This window comes from Pseudomonas sp. TE6283 (genome assembly GCF_054060555.1).
The window spans coordinates 283105-306043 of record NZ_JBSSDH010000006.1 but is presented as its reverse complement, the minus strand read 5'-3'; the positions used below and the strand labels follow the sequence as shown (position 1 = coordinate 306043).

13 protein-coding genes are annotated in these 22939 nt (G+C 64.7%); 7 read left to right on the top strand and 6 right to left on the bottom strand.

Translation table 11 applies throughout. The annotated features are described in order from the left end of the window. The first annotated feature begins 20 nt into the window (after positions 1-20). The 4 genes from ACVWZ5_RS11720 to ACVWZ5_RS11705 are packed head-to-tail and all read left to right on the top strand — an operon-like array spanning position 21 to position 3942. On the top strand, positions 21-1430 hold the full coding sequence (locus tag ACVWZ5_RS11720) for a circularly permuted type 2 ATP-grasp protein (protein ID WP_062574807.1): 1410 nt from the start codon (positions 21-23) through the stop codon (positions 1428-1430). A 3-nt stretch (positions 1431-1433) separates the two neighbouring features. Then, positions 1434-2384, top strand: a complete 951-nt coding sequence (locus ACVWZ5_RS11715; RefSeq protein ID WP_062360625.1) for an alpha-E domain-containing protein — start codon at positions 1434-1436, stop codon at positions 2382-2384. After that, a complete protein-coding gene (locus ACVWZ5_RS11710) occupies positions 2381-3178 on the top strand; it encodes a transglutaminase family protein (protein WP_084943083.1) in 798 nt (265 codons plus the stop codon). The genes ACVWZ5_RS11715 and ACVWZ5_RS11710 overlap by 4 nt, the downstream gene beginning before the upstream one ends. A 32-nt stretch (positions 3179-3210) precedes the next feature. Further along, positions 3211-3942 carry a peptidase gene (locus ACVWZ5_RS11705; protein WP_084943086.1) on the top strand — a complete coding sequence of 244 codons (732 nt, stop codon included), beginning with the start codon at positions 3211-3213 and terminating at the stop codon, positions 3940-3942. Positions 3943-4027: 85 nt separating this feature from the next. Here the strand turns inward: ACVWZ5_RS11705 and ACVWZ5_RS11700 are convergent, their stop codons facing one another. From ACVWZ5_RS11700 to ACVWZ5_RS11690, 3 genes are all read right to left on the bottom strand, one after another. After that, positions 4028-5383 (bottom strand): HlyD family type I secretion periplasmic adaptor subunit, encoded by a 1356-nt coding sequence (locus tag ACVWZ5_RS11700; RefSeq protein ID WP_028691110.1) that lies wholly within the window; start codon positions 5381-5383, stop codon positions 4028-4030. Between the two features lie 50 nt (positions 5384-5433). Further along, a complete protein-coding gene (locus tag ACVWZ5_RS11695; protein WP_088852701.1) occupies positions 5434-7569 on the bottom strand; it encodes a type I secretion system permease/ATPase in 2136 nt (711 codons plus the stop codon). A gap of 77 nt (positions 7570-7646) precedes the next feature. After that, the gene (locus ACVWZ5_RS11690; RefSeq protein ID WP_028691108.1) at positions 7647-9020 is read right to left on the bottom strand and encodes a TolC family outer membrane protein; all 1374 of its coding nucleotides are present in this window, start codon (positions 9018-9020) and stop codon (positions 7647-7649) included. A 487-nt stretch (positions 9021-9507) separates the two neighbouring features. Between ACVWZ5_RS11690 and ACVWZ5_RS11685 the strand changes: the two genes are divergently transcribed. After that, the gene (locus ACVWZ5_RS11685; protein ID WP_457340621.1) at positions 9508-16617 is read left to right on the top strand and encodes a retention module-containing protein; all 7110 of its coding nucleotides are present in this window, start codon (positions 9508-9510) and stop codon (positions 16615-16617) included. Between the two features lie 84 nt (positions 16618-16701). Here the strand turns inward: ACVWZ5_RS11685 and ACVWZ5_RS11680 are convergent, their stop codons facing one another. After that, entirely contained in the window at positions 16702-17064 is a 363-nt protein-coding gene (locus tag ACVWZ5_RS11680; protein WP_062574804.1) for a YbaN family protein, read from the bottom strand. An 8-nt stretch (positions 17065-17072) separates the two neighbouring features. Then, positions 17073-17660, bottom strand: a complete 588-nt coding sequence (locus tag ACVWZ5_RS11675; protein ID WP_028691105.1) for a YecA/YgfB family protein — start codon at positions 17658-17660, stop codon at positions 17073-17075. Between the two features lie 244 nt (positions 17661-17904). Here ACVWZ5_RS11675 and recQ point away from each other — a divergent pair, with 244 nt between their 5' ends. Together recQ and ACVWZ5_RS11665 are read left to right on the top strand one after the other, a co-directional pair. Next, the gene (gene recQ, locus ACVWZ5_RS11670) at positions 17905-20052 is read left to right on the top strand and encodes a DNA helicase RecQ (RefSeq protein ID WP_062574803.1); all 2148 of its coding nucleotides are present in this window, start codon (positions 17905-17907) and stop codon (positions 20050-20052) included. A gap of 138 nt (positions 20053-20190) precedes the next feature. Then, on the top strand, positions 20191-20628 hold the full coding sequence (locus tag ACVWZ5_RS11665) for a MarR family transcriptional regulator (protein ID WP_084943091.1): 438 nt from the start codon (positions 20191-20193) through the stop codon (positions 20626-20628). A gap of 94 nt (positions 20629-20722) precedes the next feature. Here the strand turns inward: ACVWZ5_RS11665 and ACVWZ5_RS11660 are convergent, their stop codons facing one another. Then, positions 20723-22909 (bottom strand): patatin-like phospholipase family protein, encoded by a 2187-nt coding sequence (locus ACVWZ5_RS11660; protein ID WP_457340620.1) that lies wholly within the window; start codon positions 22907-22909, stop codon positions 20723-20725. Positions 22910-22939 lie beyond the last annotated feature (30 nt).

Below are 22939 nucleotides of genomic sequence, written 5' to 3'. Positions count from 1 at the left end.
TGCGTGGTGAGGAACTGATTATGCCTCGGGCCTTTTTCAATGAGATGTACGATGCGGCGGGTGATTGCCGGCCTCATTATCAGGCGTTCGCGCGCTGGCTGGCCGATACGCCGTTGGAGCTGCTCGAACAGCGGCGTCGCGAGGCGGACCTGCTGTTTCACCGGGCAGGCATCACGTTCACCTTGTACGGCGATGAGCAGGGTACCGAGCGGCTGATCCCCTTCGATATCATTCCGCGCAGCATCAAGGCCAGCGAGTGGCAGGTCGTGGAGCGTGGTTGCATCCAGCGGGTGCAGGCGCTGAACCTGTTCCTCGAGGACATCTACCACGACCAGCGGATCCTCAAGCAAGGCATCATCCCACCGGAGCAGGTACTGGCCAACGACGGTTACCAGGTGGCCATGCAGGGGCTGGACCTGCACCGAGGCATCTATGCGCACATCGCCGGTGTCGATCTGGTGCGCGACGGCGACGGCAGCTACTACGTCCTGGAAGACAACCTGCGCACACCGAGCGGCGTGAGCTACATGCTCGAAGATCGCAAGATGATGATGCGGCTGTTCCCGGAGCTGTTCGCCGCCCAGCGGGTGGCGCCCATCGACCACTATCCGAATCTGTTGCTGGACACCCTCAAGCGCTCAAGCCCGCTGGACAACCCCACCACCGTGGTGTTGACTCCGGGCCGCTTCAACAGTGCCTATTTCGAGCATGCCTTCCTGGCGCGGGAAATGGGTGTGGAACTGGTGGAGGGCGCTGACCTTTTCGTGCGTGACAACCGGGTGTTCATGCGTACCACGTCAGGCCCGCAGGCGGTCGATGTGATCTACCGCCGGCTGGACGATGCCTTCCTCGATCCGCTGACGTTCAATCCGGACTCGTTGCTGGGCGTGCCAGGACTGATCACGGCCTACCGGGCCGGCAACGTTGTGCTGGCCAACGCCGTGGGCACCGGAGTGGCTGACGACAAGTCGATCTACCCGTATGTCGACGACATGATCCGCTTCTACCTGAGCGAAGAGCCGATTCTCAAGAACGTGCCCACCTGGCAATGTCGCAAGCCCGCTGAGTTGTCTCATGTGCTGGCCAATCTGGCGGACCTGGTGGTCAAGGAAACCCAAGGGTCCGGTGGCTACGGCATGTTGGTCGGGCCGGCCGCCAGCGCGGCGGAAATCGAAGCGTTCCGGGCCCGCATCAAGGCGCGACCCCATGCGTACATCGCACAGCCCACGCTGTGCCTATCCACTTGCCCGACCTTTGTCGAGAGTGGCATATCGCCCAGGCATATCGACCTGCGCCCGTTTGTGCTGTCAGGCAAGGAAACCCGCCTGGTACCAGGTGGCCTGACCCGCGTGGCGCTGCGTGAAGGCTCGCTGGTGGTCAATTCTTCCCAGGGCGGCGGCACCAAGGACACCTGGGTGGTGGAGGACTGAATCATGCTTTCAAGAACGGCTGCCGACCTGTATTGGATGTCCCGTTACCTTGAGCGCGCGGAGAACCTCGCACGCATGCTCGAAGTCAGCTATTCGCTTTCGCTGATGCCGCAGGCGGGGCGTAGCGATGGCCGAGCCGAGCTGGCGATGTCGCTGCTGGCGGCCGGGACGCTGGACGATTATCACCGCCGCCATGGTGAACTCAACGTCGAGTACATGCTGCATTTTTTCGCCCTGGACGAACGCAATCCCGGCAGCATCTATTGTTGCCTGCGCGCGGCTCGCAGCAATGCGCATGCCGTGCGCGGGCGGATCACCGCTGACATGTGGGAGAACATCAACGCTACATGGCTCGAGATGCGCAACATCGCCGACAAGGGCCTGGCGCGCTACGGCATCAACTCTTTCTGCGAATGGGTCAAGGAGCGTTCGCATCTGTTCCGCGGAGCCACCGCCGGCACCATCATGCGCAATGACGCCTATGGCTTCATCCGGCTGGGCACCTTCCTCGAACGGGCCGACAACACGCTGCGCCTGTTGGATGCGCGCTACGAAATGTTTGGTGAGGAGTCCGAAGAGGTCAGTGACAATTCGGCCCGTGGCTATTACCAATGGAGTGCCTTGCTGCGGGCGCTGTCCTCCTTCGAGGCGTTCAATGAAATCTACCGCACGGCTCCCGGTGCCGAGCAGGTGTCGGAGATGTTGTTGCTACGCGCGGACGTACCGCGTTCGCTGCATGCCTGTGTCGAGGAGCTGGCCCAGTTGCTGGCCGGCCTGCCGGGCGACAACGGGCGTCCGGCGCAACGCCTCGCGGCAGAGCTGAGTGCGCGGTTGCGCTTTACCGGTATCGAGGAAATTCTCGCGTCCGGATTGCATCAGTGGCTGAGTCATTACATTGGCCAGATCAATCATCTGGGGCAGAGCGTTCACGATTCCTATCTGGAGGTAGTATGAGACTGTTCATTCGTCACGACACCACCTATCACTATTCCGACGATGTCTGCATGAGCATTCAGCTGCTGCGACTGACGCCCCAGAGCAGTGAGCGCCAGCGCGTCCTGCAATGGCAGCTGGAATTGCCGCGCCCGGTAGGCAGCCAACTTGACCCTTATGGCAACGTCCTGCACGTGCTGACGCTCGACGAACCCCATGGTGCGTTGATGCTGAGCGCCCACGGCGAGGTGGAGATCGACCAGACCCTGGAGGTGGAGCACGACACACGATCGGCCTTGCCCTTCCTGCGCTCGAGCAAGCTCAGCAACCCCGACGAGGCGTTGCGCGATTTCGCCGTGCGCCACTGTGGCGCTCGTCGTGATCGGACGGCGCTGATCGAGTTGATGAACGGATTGGCCGATCACATCGCCTACAGCCCTGGTTCGACGGCGGTCGATACCCTGGCCGCCGAGGCGTTCGCCAACCGTGCCGGAGTCTGCCAGGACCATACCCACGCTTTTCTCGCCTGTGCCCGCAGCCTGGGCGTGCCGGCGCGCTATGTGTCAGGTTACCTGTGCACCGAGGATGAGAACCATCTGGCCAGTCACGCCTGGGCAGAGGCCTGGCTTGACGATGGCTGGTACAGCTTCGATGTGACCAACCGCCTGGCTCGGCCCGAGCGCCACCTGAAACTGGCGGTGGGGCATGATTACCTGGACGCTTGCCCGGTACGCGGCATGCGCCGTGGCGGAGGGACCGAGTCGATGCAGGCACAGGTTCTGGTCAGCTCCAAGCCACAGCTTCAGCAGCAATAGCGACACTTCCTACCTCTGCATGAGTTAGCACCATGACGTACTGCGTTGCGATGCACCTGGCCGATGGGCTGGTGTTCATTTCGGACTCACGGACCAATGCGGGGATCGACCAGATATCGACGTTTCGCAAGCTGTTCGTTTTCAACCGGTCGGGCGAGCGTGTGATTGTGCTGCAGACCGCCGGCAACCTGGCCACGTCGCAATCAGTGGTGAGCCTGCTCCGTCAGCGCTGCAACCAGGACGGCGCGCACCTGTTGAACGTGCCGACGCTGTATGACGCCACGGCGCTGGTGGCCGAGACCATCCGCGAGGTGATCGCCCGCGACTGCACCAAACTGGCAGGCAAGGTCGACCTGAGCTGCTCGTTCCTGGTGGGCGGGCAGATCGCCGAGCAGCCCATGGGGGTGTACAACATCTATCCCCAGGGTAATTTCATCCAGGCCACGGAAGACACGCCGTTCATGCAACTGGGCGAGAGCAAGTACGGCAGGCCGATCCTTGATCGCAACCTGCTGTATCACACACCACTGGGCGAGGGGTTGCGCTGTGGCCTGATCTCGTTCGATTCGACCATGCGCAGCAATCTGTCGGTGGGCATGCCACTGGATGTGCTGGTGTACCGCAAGGACAGCCTGGCTGCCAGCAACTTTCACCGGATCGGCACCCACGATCCCTATTTTCTGCGGATCCAGGCGCAGTGGGCCGATGGTCTGCGGGATCTGCTCGCCGCGTTGCCGGAGCCACCGGAAGTTTATATCCGCTGAGGGGGGATAGGCGCGCAGCACCGATCTCGCTGTGCCGATATGCCTGTCTGAGCGGGCTTGTCCGTGAAGGCGCCTGGATAGGCATTCACCGCTCTCGCAACGCTTCGGTCCTGGCCTTGAGGACGGGTTTGAGCAGATAGTCCAGCACGCTCTTCTGCCCGGTGATGATATCCACCGTGGCCACCATCCCCGGAATGATCAGCAGCGGCTTGTTGTCCCCGCCCAGGTGGTTCTTGTCCGTGCGCACCTGGATCAGGTAGAACGCATTGCCCTTGTCGTCGGTGACGGTATCCGCGCCGATCAGTTCCAGCTTGGCCTTGAGCCCGCCGTAGATGGTGTAGTCGTAGGCGCTGAACTTGACCATCGCGGTCTGCCCCGGGTGCAGGAACGCCACGTCCTGGGGCCTTACCTTGGCCTCGATCAGCAGGTTGTCCTCGATCGGCACGATCTCCACCAGGTCGCTGCCGGGCTGGACCACGCCGCCGATGGTGTTGACCTTCAGCAGCTTGACGATGCCGCGCACCGGCGACACCACGGTGGTGCGGTTGACCCGGTCGTCGATGGCGATGCTGGTGGCGGTGATCTTCGACAGCTCCGTACGCTTGTCGTTGAGTTCCTTGGCGGCGTCGGAGCGGAAGCTGGCGTCGGACTCCTGGATCTTGCTGCGGATCTCCGCGATCGCCGCTTCGGCGCGGGGAATGGCCAGGTTGGTGGCATTGAGCTGGCCGCGCGCCTCGACGCTGCGCTGCTTCAAACGCAGGATTTCCACGGGGGATATGGCACCCTTGCTCACCAGTGGCGAGGACATGTCCAGTTCCTGTTGCAGCAGGCCGACCGCCGAGCGGTATTGATCGACCTTGGAGCGGAACTCGGCAAGCTCCTGGGTCTTTTGCCGCAATTGTTCGTTGAGGGTCTGCTTTTCGCTGGCCAAGCGGCGCTGGCGCGAGTCATACAGAGCGGCTTCGTCCTCGGCCACCTGCGGTGCCTTGGCGCGGACTTCGCTCGACAACACGAAGGGACGGCCTTCGGACTCGGCCGACAGGCGCTCGACCTGGGCGGTGAGCGCGTAGCGGTCGGCTTCACTCTCGCCCTTGTTCGACTTGAAGCGCGTGTCGTCCAGGCGCAGCAGGGTCGCGCCCTTGTCGACCATCTGCCCTTCACGCACGAAGATCTCGGTGACGATGCCGCCCTCAAGGTTCTGCACCACCTGCACCTTGCTAGACGGAATGGCCTTGCCCTCGCCGACGGTGACCTCGTCGAGCACCGCGAAATTGGCCCAGACCAAGGCTACCAACAGCAGGATCGCGGCCAGCCAGACGGTCAGGCGCGACAGGCTGGGCGATTCCTGCAAGGTGGCACCGGCCAGCTCCGGCATGTAGTCGCGCTCGGCGCGCTTGTCGGCGCCCTGGAGGTAGCTGCGCACGCTGTGGCTGAGGGGCATGTTCTACCTCCGGTGCAGACCGAGGCCGTTGTGGAATCCCAGGTTTTGGTTCACAGCGCCGCGCCGATACGGCCCTTGCGCAGCGCGTCGATGACCGCGTCCTTCGGACCGTCGGCGACGATCTTGCCGTTGTCCAGCACCAGCAGCCGGTCCACCAGGCTGAGCATCGAGGTGCGGTGTGTGACCAGCAGCAGGGTTTTGCCCTGCACCCAGTTCAGCAGGCGCTGGCGCAGTTGCTCCTCGCTGCTGTTGTCCATGTGGCTGGTGGGTTCGTCGAGGATCAGGATCGGCGGCTCCAGCAGCAGGGCCCGGGCCAGCAGCACGGCCTGGCGTTGGCCGCCGGACAGCAGCTGGCCGCGCTCGCCCACCGGGCGGTCGAAGCCTTGCGGGTGCTGGCGGGCCAGTTCGCTGACCCCGGTCAGCTCGGCCACCTCGAGCATGCGCGCATCGCTGACGTGGCGGGCGCCGAGGGTGAGGTTGTCGCGCAGGCTGCCGGCCAGCAGGGGCAGGTCGTGGGCCACGTAGCCGACCTGGCTGCGCAGGTCGGCGATGTCCAGCTGGCGCAGGTCGAGGTTGTCCAGCAACACCTGGCCATCTTCGGGGTGATGGAAGCCCATCAGCAGGCGGGTGAGGGTACTCTTGCCCGAGCCGCTGCGGCCGATGATACCGATGCGCTCGCCCGGCTTGAGTGTGACACTGACATCATTGAGCGCCGGGGCCGTTTGCCCGGCATAGCGAAACGTGGCGTGGTTGATGCTGATGCCACCCTGCAGCGCGGTGTGTTCCAGGGCCTGGTGCTCGGCTTCGCGTTCCTGGGGCAGGCTCATCAGCGCGTCGGTGCTGCGCATGGTCAACTGCGCCTGCTGGTAGCGGGTGATCAGCCCGGCGATCTGGCCCAGCGGCGCGAGTACCCGGCTGCCGAGCATGTAGCTGGCCACCAGCGCGCCGACGCTGAGGTTGCCGGCGATGATGCTGTAGACCCCGGCGACGATGGTGGCCATGCCGCAGAACTGTTGGATGAAGAGCGTGCCGTTGCTGGCCAACGAGGACAGGTTGCGGGCATGGGCGTCGAGGCGGGCGATGGCGCCGTTGGTGTGCTCCCACTGGTACTGGCGTTCGCTTTCGGCGCCGCAGGCCTTGAGGGTTTCCAGGCCGCCGAGGGTCTCGATCAGCAGCGCCTGGCGCACCGCGCCGAGGCTCAGGCTCTTCTGTACCGTGTCACGCAGGCGCACCTGGATGAACAGCGCCAGGCCCACGGCCAGCGGGAAGGCGATCAGCGGGATCACCACCAGCCAGCCACCGAGCAGGCCGATTACCAGCAGCATCAGCGCCACGAACGGCAGGTCGATGATGCTGGTCAGGGTGACCGCGGTGAGGAATTCACGCAGTCCCTGGAAGTCATGGATGCTCTGGGCGAAGCCGCCGATGGTGGCCGGCCGCGCCTTCATGCTCATGCCGGTAATGCGTTCGAACAAAGTGGCCGAGAGAATCAGGTCGGTCTTCTTGCCGGCCTGGTCCAGCAGGTGCGCACGAACCATGCGCAGCACCAGCTCGAAGGCTGTGCCGATGAACAGGCCGGCCACCAGCACCCAGAGGGTGGACAGTGCCTGGTTGGGCACCACGCGGTCGTAGGTCTGCATGACGAACAGCGGCACCATCAACCCCAGCAGGTTGATCAGCAGGCTGGCCAGCAGGGCATCGCCATACAGCCATCGGGAGTGGCGCAGGGTGTCGCGGAACCAGGCGTTGACCCGCGGGATCAGTGGGGCGCGCACCTCTTCCAAGGTATGACGGGGACGGGCGAACAGGGCCTGGCCGCTGTAGGCTTCGGCCAAGGCATCGCGTTCTACCCACTGCTCGCCGCCTTCGGCTTCGCACGGCAGCAGCAGGCCCCGGCCATTGTCCCCCCAGCGCTGCAGCACGGCGCTGCGGCCGTCGTTGAGGATCAGCAAGACCGGCAGGTTGAGTGCCGAGATGGCGTCCAGCTCACGCTGCAGCACCCGCGCCTGCAACCCCGCCCGCGCGGCGGCGCGGGGCAGCAGGGCCAGGGGCAGGCGCTGCGCGGCCAGCGGCAGGCCGCTGCACAGGCTGGCGCGGCTGGCAGGGCAGCCGTGCAACTTGCACAGGATCAACAGGCCATCGAGCAACGGATCATCAACATCCAGGCGCGGTTGCGCGCTTTGCATACTGGTCACGATGGCCTACTCCTGCCGCGGTGGACGGGAAACGGGCGCTGGCGAAAAATCTCTTGTCTCGTCAGAACCTAGCGCATGTCTGGCAGTTTCGCCTCGTTGCGTACTTCGGTCTTGGCGATGGCCTCGGGCGGCAGCGAGATGTGCTGCTTGCTCAGCAACTCACCCATGGTCGCCAGGACTCGGTACATGGAGAACTCTTCGGTGTAGCGCACTTCGGTATAGCGCCGGTTGGCGTTGTACAGCTCGTTCTCGCTATCGAGCACGTCGAGCAGGGTACGCTGGCCCAGGCCGAACTGGTCCTGGTAGGCGGCGCGTACGCGCTGGGTGGTTTCGGCGTACTCGCGGGCGCTCGGGGTCTGCTTGCGGGCGTTGTTCATCGCGTTCCAGGCCAGGCTGAGGTTTTCATTCAGCTCGCGCAGGGCGTTGTTGCGGATGTCCATCGCCTGGTTGATCTTGTGCGCGTCGGACTGCAGGCGGGCCTTGTCGCTGCCGCCGCGGAACAGGTTGTAGCTGAGCTCGACGCCGGCCTGCCAGTCGTTGTTGTCGTGGCCCTTCTGGCCGCCGATGTTGTTGTTGGCGCCGGTGGCCAGCACCGCGTCCAGGCGCGGGTAGAAGGGCGACTTGGCCACTTCGTATTGCTGCTCGGCGGAGCGTACGTCAGCCTGGGCCGACTTCAGGTAGGGGTTGTTCTCCAGCATGCCCTGGCGGGCGTTGAGCAGGTCGGCCGGTACTTCGCCCTTGATCGTGACCGGTGTTTCCAGCTCGTCCGGCATGCGCCCGACTACGCTGTAGAAGTTGGCCTCGGCGTCGGCCAGGTCGACCTCGGCGGTGTCCAGGTTGTTCTCAGCCAGGGCGCGACGGGCGCGGGACTGGTCGAGGTCGGCGGTGCTGCCCACGCCACGCTCGCTGCGCAGGCCGATCTGGTCGTTGACCCGCAGGTGGGCCTGCAGGTTGTTCTTGGCCAGGGTCACCAGTTCGCGGCGCTTGAGCACTTCGAGGTAGACCTCGATGGCGCGCAGGGCGACGGTCTCGGCGGTGGCTTGGGTGTAGTAGGCGCGCGAGGTGGCCACCGCTTCGGTGCGGGCGACCTCGTTGGAGGTGTTGAAGCCGTCGAACAGCATCTGCCGCAGGCGCAGTTCGGACTGGGTGTAGTTGAGGGTTTCCTTGTTGTGGTTACGCGTGCCGTCGGGGTTGAAGCCGCGGGTGTTGGTGTTGTCCGAGCGTTGCCGGCCGTAGCCGGCGACCAGATCGACGGTTGGGTAGTACCCCCCGCGGGCGAACTTCACATCCTCGTCGGCCGACAGCCTGCTGTTGCGGCTGGCGCTGATCTCAGGATGCTGGTCCACGGCGTTCTGGACAGCCTCGGTGATCGACATCGCCTGACTGTTGGCACACGCCATGGCCAACAAAATCGCACTGGTGATGGGGGTTAAAGCGCGCATGGGGTACATCTCCCTGGTCTCGAAAAAGTCCTGCTGTTCGCCAAAAAAATGACGAAAAATTAGAATCAAACCGTTTCAGGTTTGTAACAACAGAGCTAAGAACATTTATCGGGCGAGCTAAGAAGATTTTTTCATAAGATATATGCGAAAAAAAACTTATGCGGTCTAAGGAATCCGGGACATTGTTTCATTCAGGTGGTTACGGGAATTGGCTGGGACAGGCGATTTTCGGGCCTTTGTGAAAGTTCCAGATTTTTTGCAGCTAAGGAGACAGGGGAGGAAGGCGAAAGCGGAATTTGGCGACAAAAAAATGGCATTTAATAATGGCCATTCGCCCTCTACGCTATCGCGGCAGTCGTCACAAGGAGCGTGGTTTCTCACGAACGTGACAGCAGCGATCCACCAGCCATGGCACTCGGAACGTTGCGCACATTACCCGGCACGCCTTGATCTGCGAAAAGCCCATCGGCAGGGGAGGCGTACGCTCATGGCTAAATTAGTCGGTGTAGTCGGCAAGGTGATCGGCCAGGTATTCGCGGTGGGCGACGATGGTCATCGCCGCCTGTTGGTGGAAGGCGACCGCTTGTTCGCCGGCGAACAACTCGAGACCGGCAGCGAGGGCGCCGTGGCGGTGCGTTTGCACAATGGCGCGGAGCTGACCCTGGGTCGCGGCAGCAGCCTGGAGATGACCACCGACCTGCTGGCCAATCGCGCGCCCCATGTGCAGGCGCCGGATGCCCAGCCCAGCGAGGCCCAGCTCAGCGATGTCGAGCAGTTGCAAAAAGCCATTGCCGCAGGTGCCGACCCCACGCAGGACGCTGAAGCGACGGCGGCGGGTGGCAACCCCTCAGGCGTTTCGGGGGCGCTCGGCGGAGGCCACAGTTTCGTCATACTGACTGAAGTGGGCGCCCGTGTGGATCCCACCATCGGTTTCCCCACCGCGGGATTCAATGGCTTCCCCCTGCTGGACAACCTCGAGCTTGGCGGCCTCGATGGCAACGATGACGGGCCGCTCCCAGCCAATACGCCGGTGGTCGACAATCCGGTCAGCCTCAATGGCCTGGAGGTCAGCCCGGCCGAATTGAACCTGGACGAGGCCAACCTGCCCCAGGGCTCGGCCAGCAACCCTGCGGCGCTGACACAGGCCGGCAGTTTCACGGTGGTGGCTGCCGACGGCGTGTTCAACCTCAGTGTCGGTGGCATCAATGTGGTCACGGCGGGCGTGGTCACGGGCGTCGGGCAGTCCATCGTCACCGGGCTCGGCAATGTGCTGACCATTACCGGCTACAACCCGGCCACCGGCGTGGTGAGCTACAGCTACACCCTGACCGGCGCCGAGCATCACCCTGACGGCGCGGGTACCAACACGCTGGGCGAGCATTTCCCGGTGCTGGTCAGCGACACGGATGGCGACGTGGCCAGCGGGTCCCTGGACGTGATCATCCGCGACGATGTGCCACGGGCCGTAAACGACAGCAATCCCACCGCCGCCTCCGAGCAGCAGGTGGACCTCAGCGGCAATGTGCTGAGCAATGACATCCAGGGAGCGGACCGTATCCCAAGCGGTCCGGTGGTGGCCGGTACCTTCGTCGGCACCTACGGTACCCTGGTGCTGGCGGCGGACGGTTCCTACACCTACACCCTCAACACCAACGACCCGGACTTCAAGAACCTGCACGGCGGTGGCAATGGGGTGGAGAGCTTCACCTACACCCTGAAGGATGCCGACGGCGACACCAGCACCGCGACCCTGACCCTCAACGTCAGCAACCTCAACGACCCGGTGATCCTGGGCGGGCTGGACGTGAACGGTGGCGAACTGACCGTCTACGAGAAGAACCTGGCCGACGGCAGCGCGCCGAACCCGGGCGCCCTGACCCAGAGCGGCACTTTCACGGTCAGCGCGCCGGATGGCCTGCAATCCTTGAGCGTCGGCGGCATCAGCGTGGTCAGCGGTGGCGTGGCGGCGAGCTTCCCGCAGTCGATCACCACGACCCTGGGCAATACCCTGACCATCACCGGCTACAACCCGGCCACGGGCGTGATCAGCTACAGCTACACCTTGCTGGACAACGAGAGCCACGCCAACGGCGACGGCGCCAACAGCCTCACGGAGCACTTCACCGTCACGGCCACGGACACCGACGGCAGCACGGCCAGTGGCTCGCTGGACGTCAATATCGTCGATGACCTGCCCAAGGCTGTGAACGACACCAATGCCACCGCTGCCACCGAACAGCATGTGGAACTCAGCGGCAATGTGCTGAGCAACGACCTCCAGGGGGCGGATCGGATCCCCAGCGGTCCGGTGGTGGCCGGTACCTTCGTTGGCACCTACGGCACCCTGGTGCTGGCGGCGGACGGTTCCTACACCTACACCCTCAACACCAACGACCCGGACTTCAAGAACCTGCACGGCGGTGGCAATGGGGTGGAGACCTTCACCTACACCCTGAAGGATGCCGACGGCGACACCAGCACCGCGACCCTGACCCTCAACGTCAGCAACCTCAACGACCCGGTGACCCTGGGCGGGCTGGACGTGAACGGTGGCGAACTGACCGTCTACGAGAAGAACCTGGCCGATGGCAGCGCGCCGAACCCGGGCGCCCTGACCCAGAGCGGCACTTTCACGGTCAGCGCGCCGGATGGCCTGCAATCCTTGAGCGTCGGCGGCATCAGCGTGGTCAGCGGCGGCGTGGCGGCGAGTTTCCCGCAGTCGATCACCACGGCCCTGGGCAATACCCTGACCATCACCGGCTACAACCCGGCCACGGGCGTGATCAGCTACAGCTATACCTTGCTGGACAATGAGACCCATGCCAACGGCGACGGCGCCAACAGCCTCACGGAGCACTTCACCGTCACGGCCACGGACACCGACGGCAGCACGGCCAGTGGCTCGCTGGACGTCAATATCGTCGATGACCTGCCCAAGGCCGACAGCGACTTCGCCAACGTCTATGAAGGCGGTACGGTCAGTGGCAACGTGCTGGTCAACGATGTGAGTGGTGCCGATACAGTGGCCGACGGCAAGTATGTGGTGGGCGTGCGCCCGGGCAGCGATACGTCCTCATCGGCCATCGGCCAGTTGGGCAGCAATGTGGTTGGGCAGTATGGCTACCTGACCCTCGACGCCCAAGGCAATGCCACCTACCACGCCAACCCCGACAGCGTGGCGCCGGCCGGTGCCACGGATGTGTTTGTCTACACCATCCGCGATGCCGATGGCGATGAGAGCACCACCACCATCACCATCAGCGTGCACGACTGTTCGCTGATTGCGGGTCCCAACAGCGGCGTGACCGTCTATGAGAAGGCGCTCGACCTCATCAAGGACGGCCATGACCTGGCCGGTGGCAATGTCACCGGCAGCGATCCTGGCGCCACAGGCGAGACGGCCAGCGGATCGCTGGCCGGCTCCATCAGTGGCGGAGTGGGCGCCTTGACCTTCTCCCTGGTCGGCAACGCCACCGGCCAGTACGGCCAGATCCTTCTGAACGCCGATGGCTCCTACACCTACACCCTGACCTCGGCGCCAAATTCGCCGAATCATGTCAACGATGGGCCGAACGTGCTGACGGAAACCTTCACCTACCAGGTGAAGGATTCGCTGGGCAACACCACCACCAGTACCATCGTGATCAGCATCGTCGACGACGTACCCAAGGCCCACAGCGACTTCGCCAACGTCCATGAAGGCGGCACGGTCAGCGGCAACGTGCTGGTCAACGATGTGATCGGCGCGGATGTGCCGGCCGATGGCAAGTACGTGGTCGGCGTGCGCGCAGGCGCCGACACCTCGACCTCGGCCATCGGCCAGCTGGGCAGCAATGTGGTTGGGCAGTACGGCTACCTGACCCTCGACGCCCAGGGCAACGCCACCTACCACGCCAACCCCGACAGCGTGGCGCCGCCCGGTGCCACCGATGTATTTGTCTATACCATCCGCGATGCCGATGGCGACGAGAGCACGACGACCATCACCATCGACGTGCACGATATCTCGCTGGTCGCCTGCCCGGACGACACGGCCAAGGTCTACGAGAAAGCCCTGGACTTGACCAAGGATGGCAACGACCTGGCCGCCGGCACGGTCACCGGCAGCGATCCGCATGCCACCACGGAAACCACCAGCGGCTCGCTGGCCGGCTCGGTCAGCGGCGGCATCGGCGCCCTGACCTTCACCCTGGTGGGCAACGCCACCGGGCAGTACGGCCAGATCCAGCTGAACGGCGATGGCACTTACACGTACACCCTGACCTCGGCGCCGAACTCGCCCAACCATGCCAACGACGGCCCGAATGTGGTCACCGAGAGCTTCACCTACCAAGTCAAGGACTCGCTCGGCAACACCACCACCAGCACCATCGTGGTCAGCATCGTCGACGATGTGCCCAAGGCCCATTGCGATGTGGCTTCGGTCACGGAAGGCGCCAGTGTCAGCGGCAACGTGCTGGATAACGATGTGGTCGGCGCCGATGTACGTGCCGACGGACAATACGTGGTCGGTGTGCGAGCAGGCTCCGACACCTCGACGTCAGCCATCGGCCATGTCGGTGACACGATCGTCGGCCAGTATGGCTACCTGACCCTGGACAGCCAGGGCAACGCCACCTACCACGCCAATCCCAATAGCGTGCCGCCCACCGGGGCAACCGACAGCTTCGTCTACACCATCCGCGACGCCGATGGCGACGAGAGCACCACGACCATCCGCATCAATGTCCAGGACAGCAAGCTGGTGGCGTGCGAGGACAACGACGTCACCGTCTACGAAAAAGCCCTGGACCTGCACAAGGATGGCAACGACCTGGCCGCCGGCAGCGTGACCGGCAGCGATCCGGACTCCACCGGCGAGACGGCCTCCGGCAGCCTGGTCGGCTCGGTGCATGGTGGCGTCGGCGCCCTGACCTACAGCCTGGTCGGCAACGCCGTGGGCCAGTACGGCCAGATCCAGCTCAACGCAGACGGCTCCTATACCTACACCCTGACCTCGGCGCCGAAGACCCCGGGTGGCGCCAACGACGGGGCCAACACCGTCAACGAGTACTTCACCTACAAGGCCACCGACGCCCTGGGCAACACTGTCACCAACACCATCGCCATCAACATCGTCGACGATGTGCCGACGGTGCAGTGCGCGGTGCGCAGTATCACGCCCGGCCAGGTGGACTCCAACATCCTGCTGGTGGTGGATGTGTCCAGCAGCATGGCCGCAAGCTCCGGCGTGCCGGGGTTGACCCGCCTGGAGCTGGCCAAGCAGGCCATCAACGCCTTGCTCGACAAGTACGACGAGATGGGCGACATCAAGGTGCAGATCGTCACTTTCGGCACCGGCGCCGAGATCAAGACACCCGTGTGGGTCTCCATCAGCGAGGCCAAGAGCCTGATCGCCGGGCTCAATCCCGGCGGCTCGACCTACTACGACTCGGCGGCCACCAAGGCCCAGGAAGCCTTCGCCACCACCGGCAAGCTGGTGGGTGCGCAGAACATCAGCTACTTCTTCTCCGACGGCGAGCCCACCAACGGCCACGCCATGACAGCGCCGCGCGAGGCTGCCTGGGAAACCTTCCTCGACACCAACGGCATCAAGTCCTACGCCATCGGCATGGGCAGCGGCGTCAACGAAGGCAACCTCAACCCCCTGGCCTACGACGGCAGCAGCCATACCGACACCAACTCGGTGGTGGTCACCGACCTCAGCCAGCTGAGTGCGGTGCTCTCCGGCACGGTGCAGGGCGCGCCGATCACCGGCAGCCTGATGAGCGGCGGCGACTTCGGGGCCGACGGCGGCTTCATCAAGGCGCTGCTGGTGGACGGCACCACCTACACCTACGATCCGAAGGCCAATGGCGGGCAGGGCGGCTATGCGGTCAGTGGCGGGGTGGACAAGGCCTCGTTCGACACCGTGAGCAACAGCCTGAATATCAAGACCGGCCTGGGCGGTACCCTGGTGGTGAACATGGACAGCGGCGAGTTCACCTACACGCCGCCGAAGGACAACGGCAGCGGCCAGGTAGAGAAGTTCGGCTTCACCGTTAGCGACAACGACGGCGATACCCGCAGCGCCAGCCTGACGGTGAACATCAACAGCAACGGCGCGCCAGTCGCCGGGGCCGACCACATCATCACCAACATCAAGGGCGCCACCCTGAGCGTGCCGGCCGAGGCCTTGCTGGCCAACGACAGCGACCCGGACCACGACACCCTGAGCGCCACGCCGACCACCTTCAACACCAACTTCGCCGACAAGGGCGCGGGCTTCACGGCGGGCACGCAGGCCCAGACCATCACCTTCAACGCCACCGCCAACAAGGCCGAGAACCAGTTGCGCGACCTGGCCCGCAGCGAGTTCACCAGCCTCAACGGCAGCATGACCGCCGCCCTGGTGGTGGCCGGTTACCTGGGCTCGATCAGCAGCGCCAACGCCAACGACGAGGACACCCTGACGGTCACCCTGCGCAAGGGCGAGACCCTGACCCTCGACCATGACCGGCCCGCCGGCAACCTGCTGATGGAGTGGAAGGACGCCGGCGGCAGTTACCAGACCATTGCCGATGGCGGCAGCTTCACGGCTAGCCATGACGGGGTGTACAGCATCCATGTGATCAACACCGAGAACACCTCGGGCAACAGCAAGGCCGCCGAGAACTACAAGCTGAGCCTGGTGGTGGACTACAGCAACGCCAGCAACGACGACTACCACGGCAGTTACACCGTCAGTGACAACCATGGCGGCACGGCCACTGGAGCGGTGGATATCACCTACCAGGCCGGCAATACCCTCACCGGTACCTCAGGGGACGATGTGCTGCTGGCCGGGGCGGGTGACACCATCCTGCACGGCGGCGCCGGCAACGATGTGCTGGTGGCCGGCGCAGGCAACAACAGCCTGTATGGCGGCGATGGCGATGACCTGCTGATCGGCGGTCCGGGCAATGATCTGCTCGACGGCGGCGCCGGCAACGACACCGCCAGCTATGCCAGGGCAACCAGTGGCGTGACCGTCGACCTGAGCCATGTCGGCCAGCAGAACACCGTCGGCGCGGGGCTGGATACCCTTAACGGCATCGAGAACCTGATCGGTTCGGACTACAACGACACCCTGACCGGCAACGACGGCGACAACCTGCTCAACGGTGGTGCGGGCAACGATGTGCTCAGGGGCGGTGCCGGCAACGACATCCTGATCGGCGGGCGCGGCGATGACACCCTCACCGGTGGCAGCGGCAACGATACCTTCGTCTGGCAGAAGGGCGATACCGGGCACGACACCGTGACCGACTTCACCCCGGGCAGCGATCGGCTGGACCTGTCGCAACTGCTGCAGGGCGAGAACGCCACCAGCGCGTCGCTGGATGACTACCTGCACTTCAAGGTCAGTGGCAGCGGCGTCAACGTGGTGTCGACCATCGAAGTCAGCAGCGTTGCCGGCGCGGCGCCGACCCAGACCATCGACCTGGCCGGGGTGGACCTGGCGCAGCACTACGGGGTCGCCGCCGGAGCAGGCGGGGTGATCGCGGCGGGGCATGACACGGCGACCATCATCACCGGCATGCTCAATGACCATTCGTTGAAGGTGGATACGGTGTAACGCAGGCGCGGATCGCGGGGCAAGCCCGCTCCCACAAGCGCTGTATTGGCCTTGTGGGAGCGGGCTTGCCCCGCGATGGCGTCACTACGGTCGCTGCAGGGTCTTCTGCCTGAGGATCCAGGCACTGACCAGCACCGCGCTGGTCAGCATGAACACCCGTGCCCAGAACAACGGCACCAGGTAGCAGGACAGTCCGATGCTGGCCCACATCAGGCCGATCGCATAGACCTTGCCCCGCAGCGGAATCCCCTCGCCGCTGAGGTAGTCGCGGATCCATGGCCCGAGTTTCGGATGATTCACCAGCCAGTGGTGAAAGCGCGGCGAGCTGCGGGCGAAACAGGCCGCCGCCAGCAGCAGGAACGGGGTGGTGGGCAGCACCGGCAGGAAGATCCCCGCCACCCCGAGCGCGACACTGAGCCAGCCGGCGGCCAGCAGCAGGTAGCGCACCACGTCGATCAGTGGTGGCGCGGCTTGAGCAGGGCAGGTTTCTCTTCGGGGGCGTGCAGCAGCAGGAACAGCGCGCTCAGCGCCTCGGGGATCTGCACGATCATGTCGTCCTGCAGGTTGGCGTTGCCGGCGATGTCGGCGAACTCCGGCTGCTCGTCGAACAGGCCCGAACCGACCATGATCGGCAGCAGCATTTCGCTGACTTCTTCCTCGGCGTTCTCGAACCAGGCCTCTTCACGCAGGAACACGCCCTCCATGAAACCGATGCACCAGCCGCGCAGGTCGGAATCGTCCGGCTCGTCGGTCAGGTCCAGCTCGCAGGGCAGGTCGAACTCCTCGTCGCTGGCCAGTTGGCGGGCGATGTGCGCCTTGAGCGCGACCAGGGTGGCCTCGATCTCGGTGCGCTGGGCATCGCTGGCGTAGTGCGGTTCTTCGGCGAACAGCGCGTCGATCCATTCGCGTTCTGGAACTTCCTCGGAGCAGATCGACAGCGCGGTCAGGTAGCCGTGGGCGGCGACGTAGTCCAGCGCTTCTTCGTGCAGCTCATCGGCGTCGAGGAAGGCTTGCAGGCGGGTCAGTTGCTCGGCGAAGGACATTACAGGGCTACCTTGGGGAATAAACGATAGTGAATTCTAGCACCTTGCGGCGGCTGCGGGGCAAAGGGAACGTCTGTCACCGGGGCATGCGGCACAGCGCGGCAGTCGGGTATACTCCGCGGTTTTTCGTGCCCGGTGGCGTTTTGCGGCCATCCGGCAAAAACCGCTTACGCATTCGATGTGTGCGCGGCGCATTTATCGTCCAGCCTGAGTCCAGGATGGTACGGCGATTTTGGAGTGGCAAATGCTCGAACAGGCTCAGCGCGTCCTCAAGGATGTCTTCGGTTACGACAGTTTCCGCGGGCGCCAGGCAGCGATCATCGAATGTGTGGCAGGCGGCGGCGACGCCCTAGTGCTGATGCCCACCGGTGGCGGCAAGTCGTTGTGCTTCCAGGTACCTGGCCTGCTGCGTCCGGGCCTGACCGTGGTGGTGTCGCCGCTGATCGCGTTGATGGACGATCAGGTCGCCACCCTCGACGAGCTGGGCGTGGCCGCCGCGGCGCTGAACTCCACCCTCAGCGCCGAGCAGCAGCGCGACCTGGCCGGGCGCCTGCGCCGTGGCGAGGTGAAGATGCTCTACCTGGCCCCCGAGCGCCTTGTGCAGCCGCGCATGCTGGATTTCCTGCGCGGCCTGGACATTGCCCTGTTCGCCATCGACGAGGCTCACTGCGTGTCGCAATGGGGCCATGACTTCCGCCCCGAATACCTGCAACTGGGCCAGCTTGCCGAGCTGTTCCCGCATGTGCCGCGCATCGCCCTGACCGCCACCGCCGACATGCGCACTCGCGAGGAGATCGTCCAGCGCCTGCATCTGCAGGGCGCCGAGCGCTTCCTGTCGAGCTTCGACCGGCCGAACATCTTCTACCGCATCGTGCCCAAGGAGTCGCCGCGCAAGCAACTGATGGCGTTCCTCGCCGAGCGCCGCGGCAACGCCGGCATCGTCTATTGCCTGTCGCGCAAGAAGGTCGACGAGACTGCCGCCTTCCTGTGCGACCAGGGCTTCCCGGCGCTGCCGTACCACGCAGGCCTGGCCGCCGAGACCCGCGCCGCCAACCAGCACCGCTTCCTCAACGAGGAAGGGCTGATCATGGTCGCGACCATCGCCTTCGGCATGGGCATCGACAAGCCCAACGTGCGCTTCGTCGCCCACCTTGACCTGCCCAAGTCACTCGAGGCCTATTACCAGGAGACCGGCCGCGCTGGCCGTGACGGTCTGCCCTCGGATGCCTGGATGGCCTACGGCCTGCAGGACATGGTGATGCTCAAGCAGATGCTGCAGAACTCCGAGGGCGACGAGCGCCACAAGCGTATCGAGCAGCACAAGCTCGACGCCATGCTGGCGCTGTGCGAGGAGACCCGCTGCCGTCGCCAGTCGTTGCTGGCCTACTTCGACGAAGTGCTCGATCAGCCGTGCGGGCATTGCGACAACTGTGTCGACAATGTGCAGACCTGGGACGCCACCGAACCTGCCCGTCAGGCGCTGTCGGCGGTGTTCCGCACCGGCCAGCGCTATGGCGTCGGCCACCTGGTCGATGTGCTGCTGGGCAAGGACACCGAAAAAGTACGTAATTTCGGCCACGAGAAACTCTCGGTGTTCGGCGTCGGCAAGGCCTTGGCCGAGGCCGAATGGCGCTCGCTGTTCCGCCAGCTGGTGGCCCGTGGCCTGGTGGATATCGACCTGGAAGGCTATGGCGGCCTGCGCCTGTCCGACAGCTGCCGGCCGTTGCTGCGCGGCGAGGTGAACCTGCAACTGCGCCGCGACCTCAAGCCGCAGATCGCGGCCAAGGCCTCCGGCGGCAGTGGCGGCAGCCCGGCCAGCCAACTGGTGCGCGCCGAGGAGCGCGAACTATGGGAAGCGCTGCGTACCTTGCGGCGCAAGTTGGCCGAGGAGCACAGCGTGCCGCCCTACGTCATCTTCCCCGACTCGACGCTGCTGGAGATGCTGCGCAGCATGCCCACCAGCCTCAGCGACATGGCCCAGGTCAGCGGTGTCGGCGCGCGCAAGCTGGAGCGCTACGGCCAGGCCTTCCTCGAGGTGCTCAACGGCGCCGGCGGCACCGAGGAGGCGCCGAAGGTGGTGCTCGACCTGCGCCACGAACTGGTCAGCCTGGCCCGCGCCGGCATGACCCCGGCGCAGATCGCCGGGCAACTGAACTGCACCGAGAAGAACGTCTACAGCTTGCTGGCCGAGGCCATCGGCCGTCAGGAACTGAGTCTGGAGCAGGCCCTGGACCTGCCGGAGGAGCTGATGATGGAGGTGCAGGACGCCTTCCTCGACGGCGAGGGCGAGTTGCCGCCGGTGTCCGGCGTGGCGCCGCTGTTTGGCCAGCGGGTGCCGGAAGGCGTCCTGCATTGTGTACGGGCGGCGCTGGCGGTGGAGTTCGGCTTGTGATTGCCGGTAATTGCGCCAATTGCTGACCTTTGTCATACCCTTACATGATTATCAGCCATTTCCGAGGCGTCGAACCTTGCCTGATTGGCCGGGCCATGATTAGCTGGCTAATAATTAGTTCTATTCATTGAGTTGCTTATGCCCCTGACCGACAACCAACACCGCTTCGGCATGCAGCTGGCCCAGATGTCCCGGGGCTGGCGTGCCGAACTGGACCGCCGCCTGGCTGGGCTCAACCTGTCGCAAGCCCGTTGGCTGGTGCTGCTGCACCTGGCCAGGTTCGACGAGGCGCCGACCCAGCGTGAGCTGGCCCAGAGCGTGGGCGTCGAGGGCCCGACCCTGGCGCGCCTGCTCGACAGTCTCGAGAGCCAGGGACTGGTGCGCCGCCAGGCAGTGATGGAAGACCGCCGGGCCAAGAAGATCCTGCTGTGCCCGCCGGCCAAGCCGCTGATCGACCAGATCGAGACCATCGCCAACGCCTTGCGCCTCGAGCTGTTCACCGGCATCGACGAGGCCGACATGGAAGTGTGCATGCGCGTGCATGCGAAGATTCTCGGTAATCTCGAGAAGTCCTGAACCCTTCATCAATCGAGGGGCAAGCCCGCTCCCACGAGTCTGCTTGCGCAATTGTCTGCATGACTTGTGGGAGCGGGCTTGCCCCGCGATCGTTCTAGAAGGTATGCCCCAGGTTCAGGTACACCGCCTTCTCATGGGCATCGTTGGCCCCATAACTCAGGTTCAACGGCCCCAGTGGCGTTTCCAGCCCCAGGAAAATGCTTGCCGCATTGATGTAGCCACTGTCGAACTCATTGTCGTTGTTCCACGCCCGCCCACGCTCCAGCGACCCGCCCAGGTACAGCGGGAAATCCAGTGGCAGGTAGGCCCGTGGCGTCAGGCGGCGGTAGTAGACCATGCGCAGCAGGCTCATGTTCTGCCCGGAGATCGAATCCTGGCGGAACCCGGACAACTGCCGGGCGCCGCCGAACACGAAGCTGGAGGTGACCACTTCGGCATCGTCCAGGGTGCGCCCGTAGCGCCCGCCCAGTACCAGGGTGTTAGGCCCGCTGCTGATGGCCTTGTCCAGGTTGAACAGCCACTGCCGGTAGTTCTGGTCCGAGTCCAGTGACTTGTCGTACTTGCGTACGGTCAGGCCGATGTCCTCGCCGCTATGGGGGAAGTAGACGTTGTCGAAGGTGTCGAACGAGTACTTGAGCTCGTAGAAGCCCTCGTTGAAGCTGACCTTGGGCAGGTCCTGGTCGCCGATGCGCACCTCGGCGTTGCCCCAGGCCTTGCCCACGCCCAGGCGCACCTCGCCGTAAGTGCCGATCTGCCGGCCGAGATTGAGCCCGAAGCCATAGCGTTCCAGGCGGTACTCGGCCACCGGGTCGTTGTCCAGGGTCGCCTCGACGTTCTGCGAGCCCAAGGCCAGGTAAGGGGCGACGAAGTAGCGCGAGCCCACGTCCAGGGGCTGGTAGAACTCGCTGTACAGTTCCTGCTCGTCGCCGATCTGCGCGCGGGTCAGCCATTCGCCGCCGAGCCGGTTGATGCCATTGACCCGGTAGCTGGCGCCGAGGTTGAAGGCACTGTCGCCACGCAAGTCGTCCGACAGGTTCAGGCCCAGGCGCAGGTAGTCGGTGCCGCCACGTCGGCCACGGGCGTTGATCACCAGGGTATGCTCGTCGCCCTTGTGCGCCACGCGGTATTGCACCTGGTCGAAGTAGTCCAGGCCGTAGAGGGTGCCCATGTCGGTCTGCAGGCGGCCGAGATCCAGCGGCTCGCCGATGGGCTGGCGAATGTAGTAGCGGATCACGTCGTCGCTGACCTTGGAGTCGTTCTCCACGCGGATGGCGGTGATGATCGGCGTGCGCTGTTTCGGCGAGCGCGCCACCGCCAGGTTGCTGTCGCCCTCGGGCTGGCGCAGCGCCGCCAGGCGCGGGTCGAGGGCGCGGGTGGCGCGGTAGCCGGCGTCGATCATGTCCCGGGCGCGGCCGAAATCGGTGACGCCGAAGGCCGACAGCGGTGGCTGTACCAGGATGTCTTCGCGGCGCAGGCTGGCCAGTTGTTCCTCGGAGTTGCGCCGGGTCATCAGGGTGATCGACTGGTTGAGCACGTCCACCACCGTGGCCAGTTGCTTGCGGTTGCGCAGCGGGGTGCCGATGTCGACGACGATGGCCAGGTCCACGCCCATTTCGCGCACCACATCCACCGGGATGTTGTCGGTCATGCCGCCGTCCACCAGCAGCCGGCCGTCCAGCTCCACCGGGGCGAACACCGCGGGGATCGACATGCTGGCACGGATCACCTGGGGCAGGTGGCCGCGGCGGAAGATCACCTTCTCGCCGCTGGTGATGTCGGTGGCCACGGCGCGGAAGGGGATCGGCAGCTTGTCGAAGTCGCGGATGTCGGCGGTGTGGGCCAGCTTGCTTTCCAGCAGCAGGGCCAGGTTCTGGCCCTGGATAACCCCCAGCGGCAGGCCCAGGCTGCCGTCGTCGCGAAAGCTCAGCTTCTGCTTGATCAGGAAGTCGCGGTCGTCCTGCTTGCGTCGGAACGGCACATCCTTGCGCGGCGGCGCATCGGACAGCGCCTGCTGCCAGTCCAGCGTGGTGGCCAGCTTTTCCAGTTCGGCGATGCTGTAGCCCGAGGCGTACAACCCGCCGACCACCGCGCCCATGCTGGTGCCGGCGATGGCGTCGATGCGCACGCCCTGTTCCTCCAGGGCCTTGAGCACGCCGATATGGGCCAGGCCGCGGGCGGCGCCGCCCGACAACACCAGGCCGATCTTTGGTCGTGTCGCTTCGGCGGCCAGCACAGTGAAGGAGGTGAGCATCAGCAGGAGGCAGTACAGCAAGCGGCGCATCGTGAGTCTCAAACCAGAGGATAAAGACCG

Coding starts and splice junctions, on each gene's coding strand:
- ACVWZ5_RS11720 (WP_062574807.1), top strand. CDS start 21: ATGCCTCGGGCCTTTTTCAATGAGATGTACGATGCGGCGGGTGATTGC.
- ACVWZ5_RS11715 (WP_062360625.1), top strand. CDS start 1,434: ATGCTTTCAAGAACGGCTGCCGACCTGTATTGGATGTCCCGTTACCTT.
- ACVWZ5_RS11710 (WP_084943083.1), top strand. CDS start 2,381: ATGAGACTGTTCATTCGTCACGACACCACCTATCACTATTCCGACGAT.
- ACVWZ5_RS11705 (WP_084943086.1), top strand. CDS start 3,211: ATGACGTACTGCGTTGCGATGCACCTGGCCGATGGGCTGGTGTTCATT.
- ACVWZ5_RS11700 (WP_028691110.1), bottom strand. CDS start 5,383: ATGCCCCTCAGCCACAGCGTGCGCAGCTACCTCCAGGGCGCCGACAAG.
- ACVWZ5_RS11695 (WP_088852701.1), bottom strand. CDS start 7,569: ATGCAAAGCGCGCAACCGCGCCTGGATGTTGATGATCCGTTGCTCGAT.
- ACVWZ5_RS11690 (WP_028691108.1), bottom strand. CDS start 9,020: ATGCGCGCTTTAACCCCCATCACCAGTGCGATTTTGTTGGCCATGGCG.
- ACVWZ5_RS11685 (WP_457340621.1), top strand. CDS start 9,508: ATGGCTAAATTAGTCGGTGTAGTCGGCAAGGTGATCGGCCAGGTATTC.
- ACVWZ5_RS11675 (WP_028691105.1), bottom strand. CDS start 17,660: ATGTCCTTCGCCGAGCAACTGACCCGCCTGCAAGCCTTCCTCGACGCC.
- recQ (WP_062574803.1), top strand. CDS start 17,905: ATGCTCGAACAGGCTCAGCGCGTCCTCAAGGATGTCTTCGGTTACGAC.
- ACVWZ5_RS11665 (WP_084943091.1), top strand. CDS start 20,191: ATGCCCCTGACCGACAACCAACACCGCTTCGGCATGCAGCTGGCCCAG.
- ACVWZ5_RS11660 (WP_457340620.1), bottom strand. CDS start 22,909: ATGCGCCGCTTGCTGTACTGCCTCCTGCTGATGCTCACCTCCTTCACT.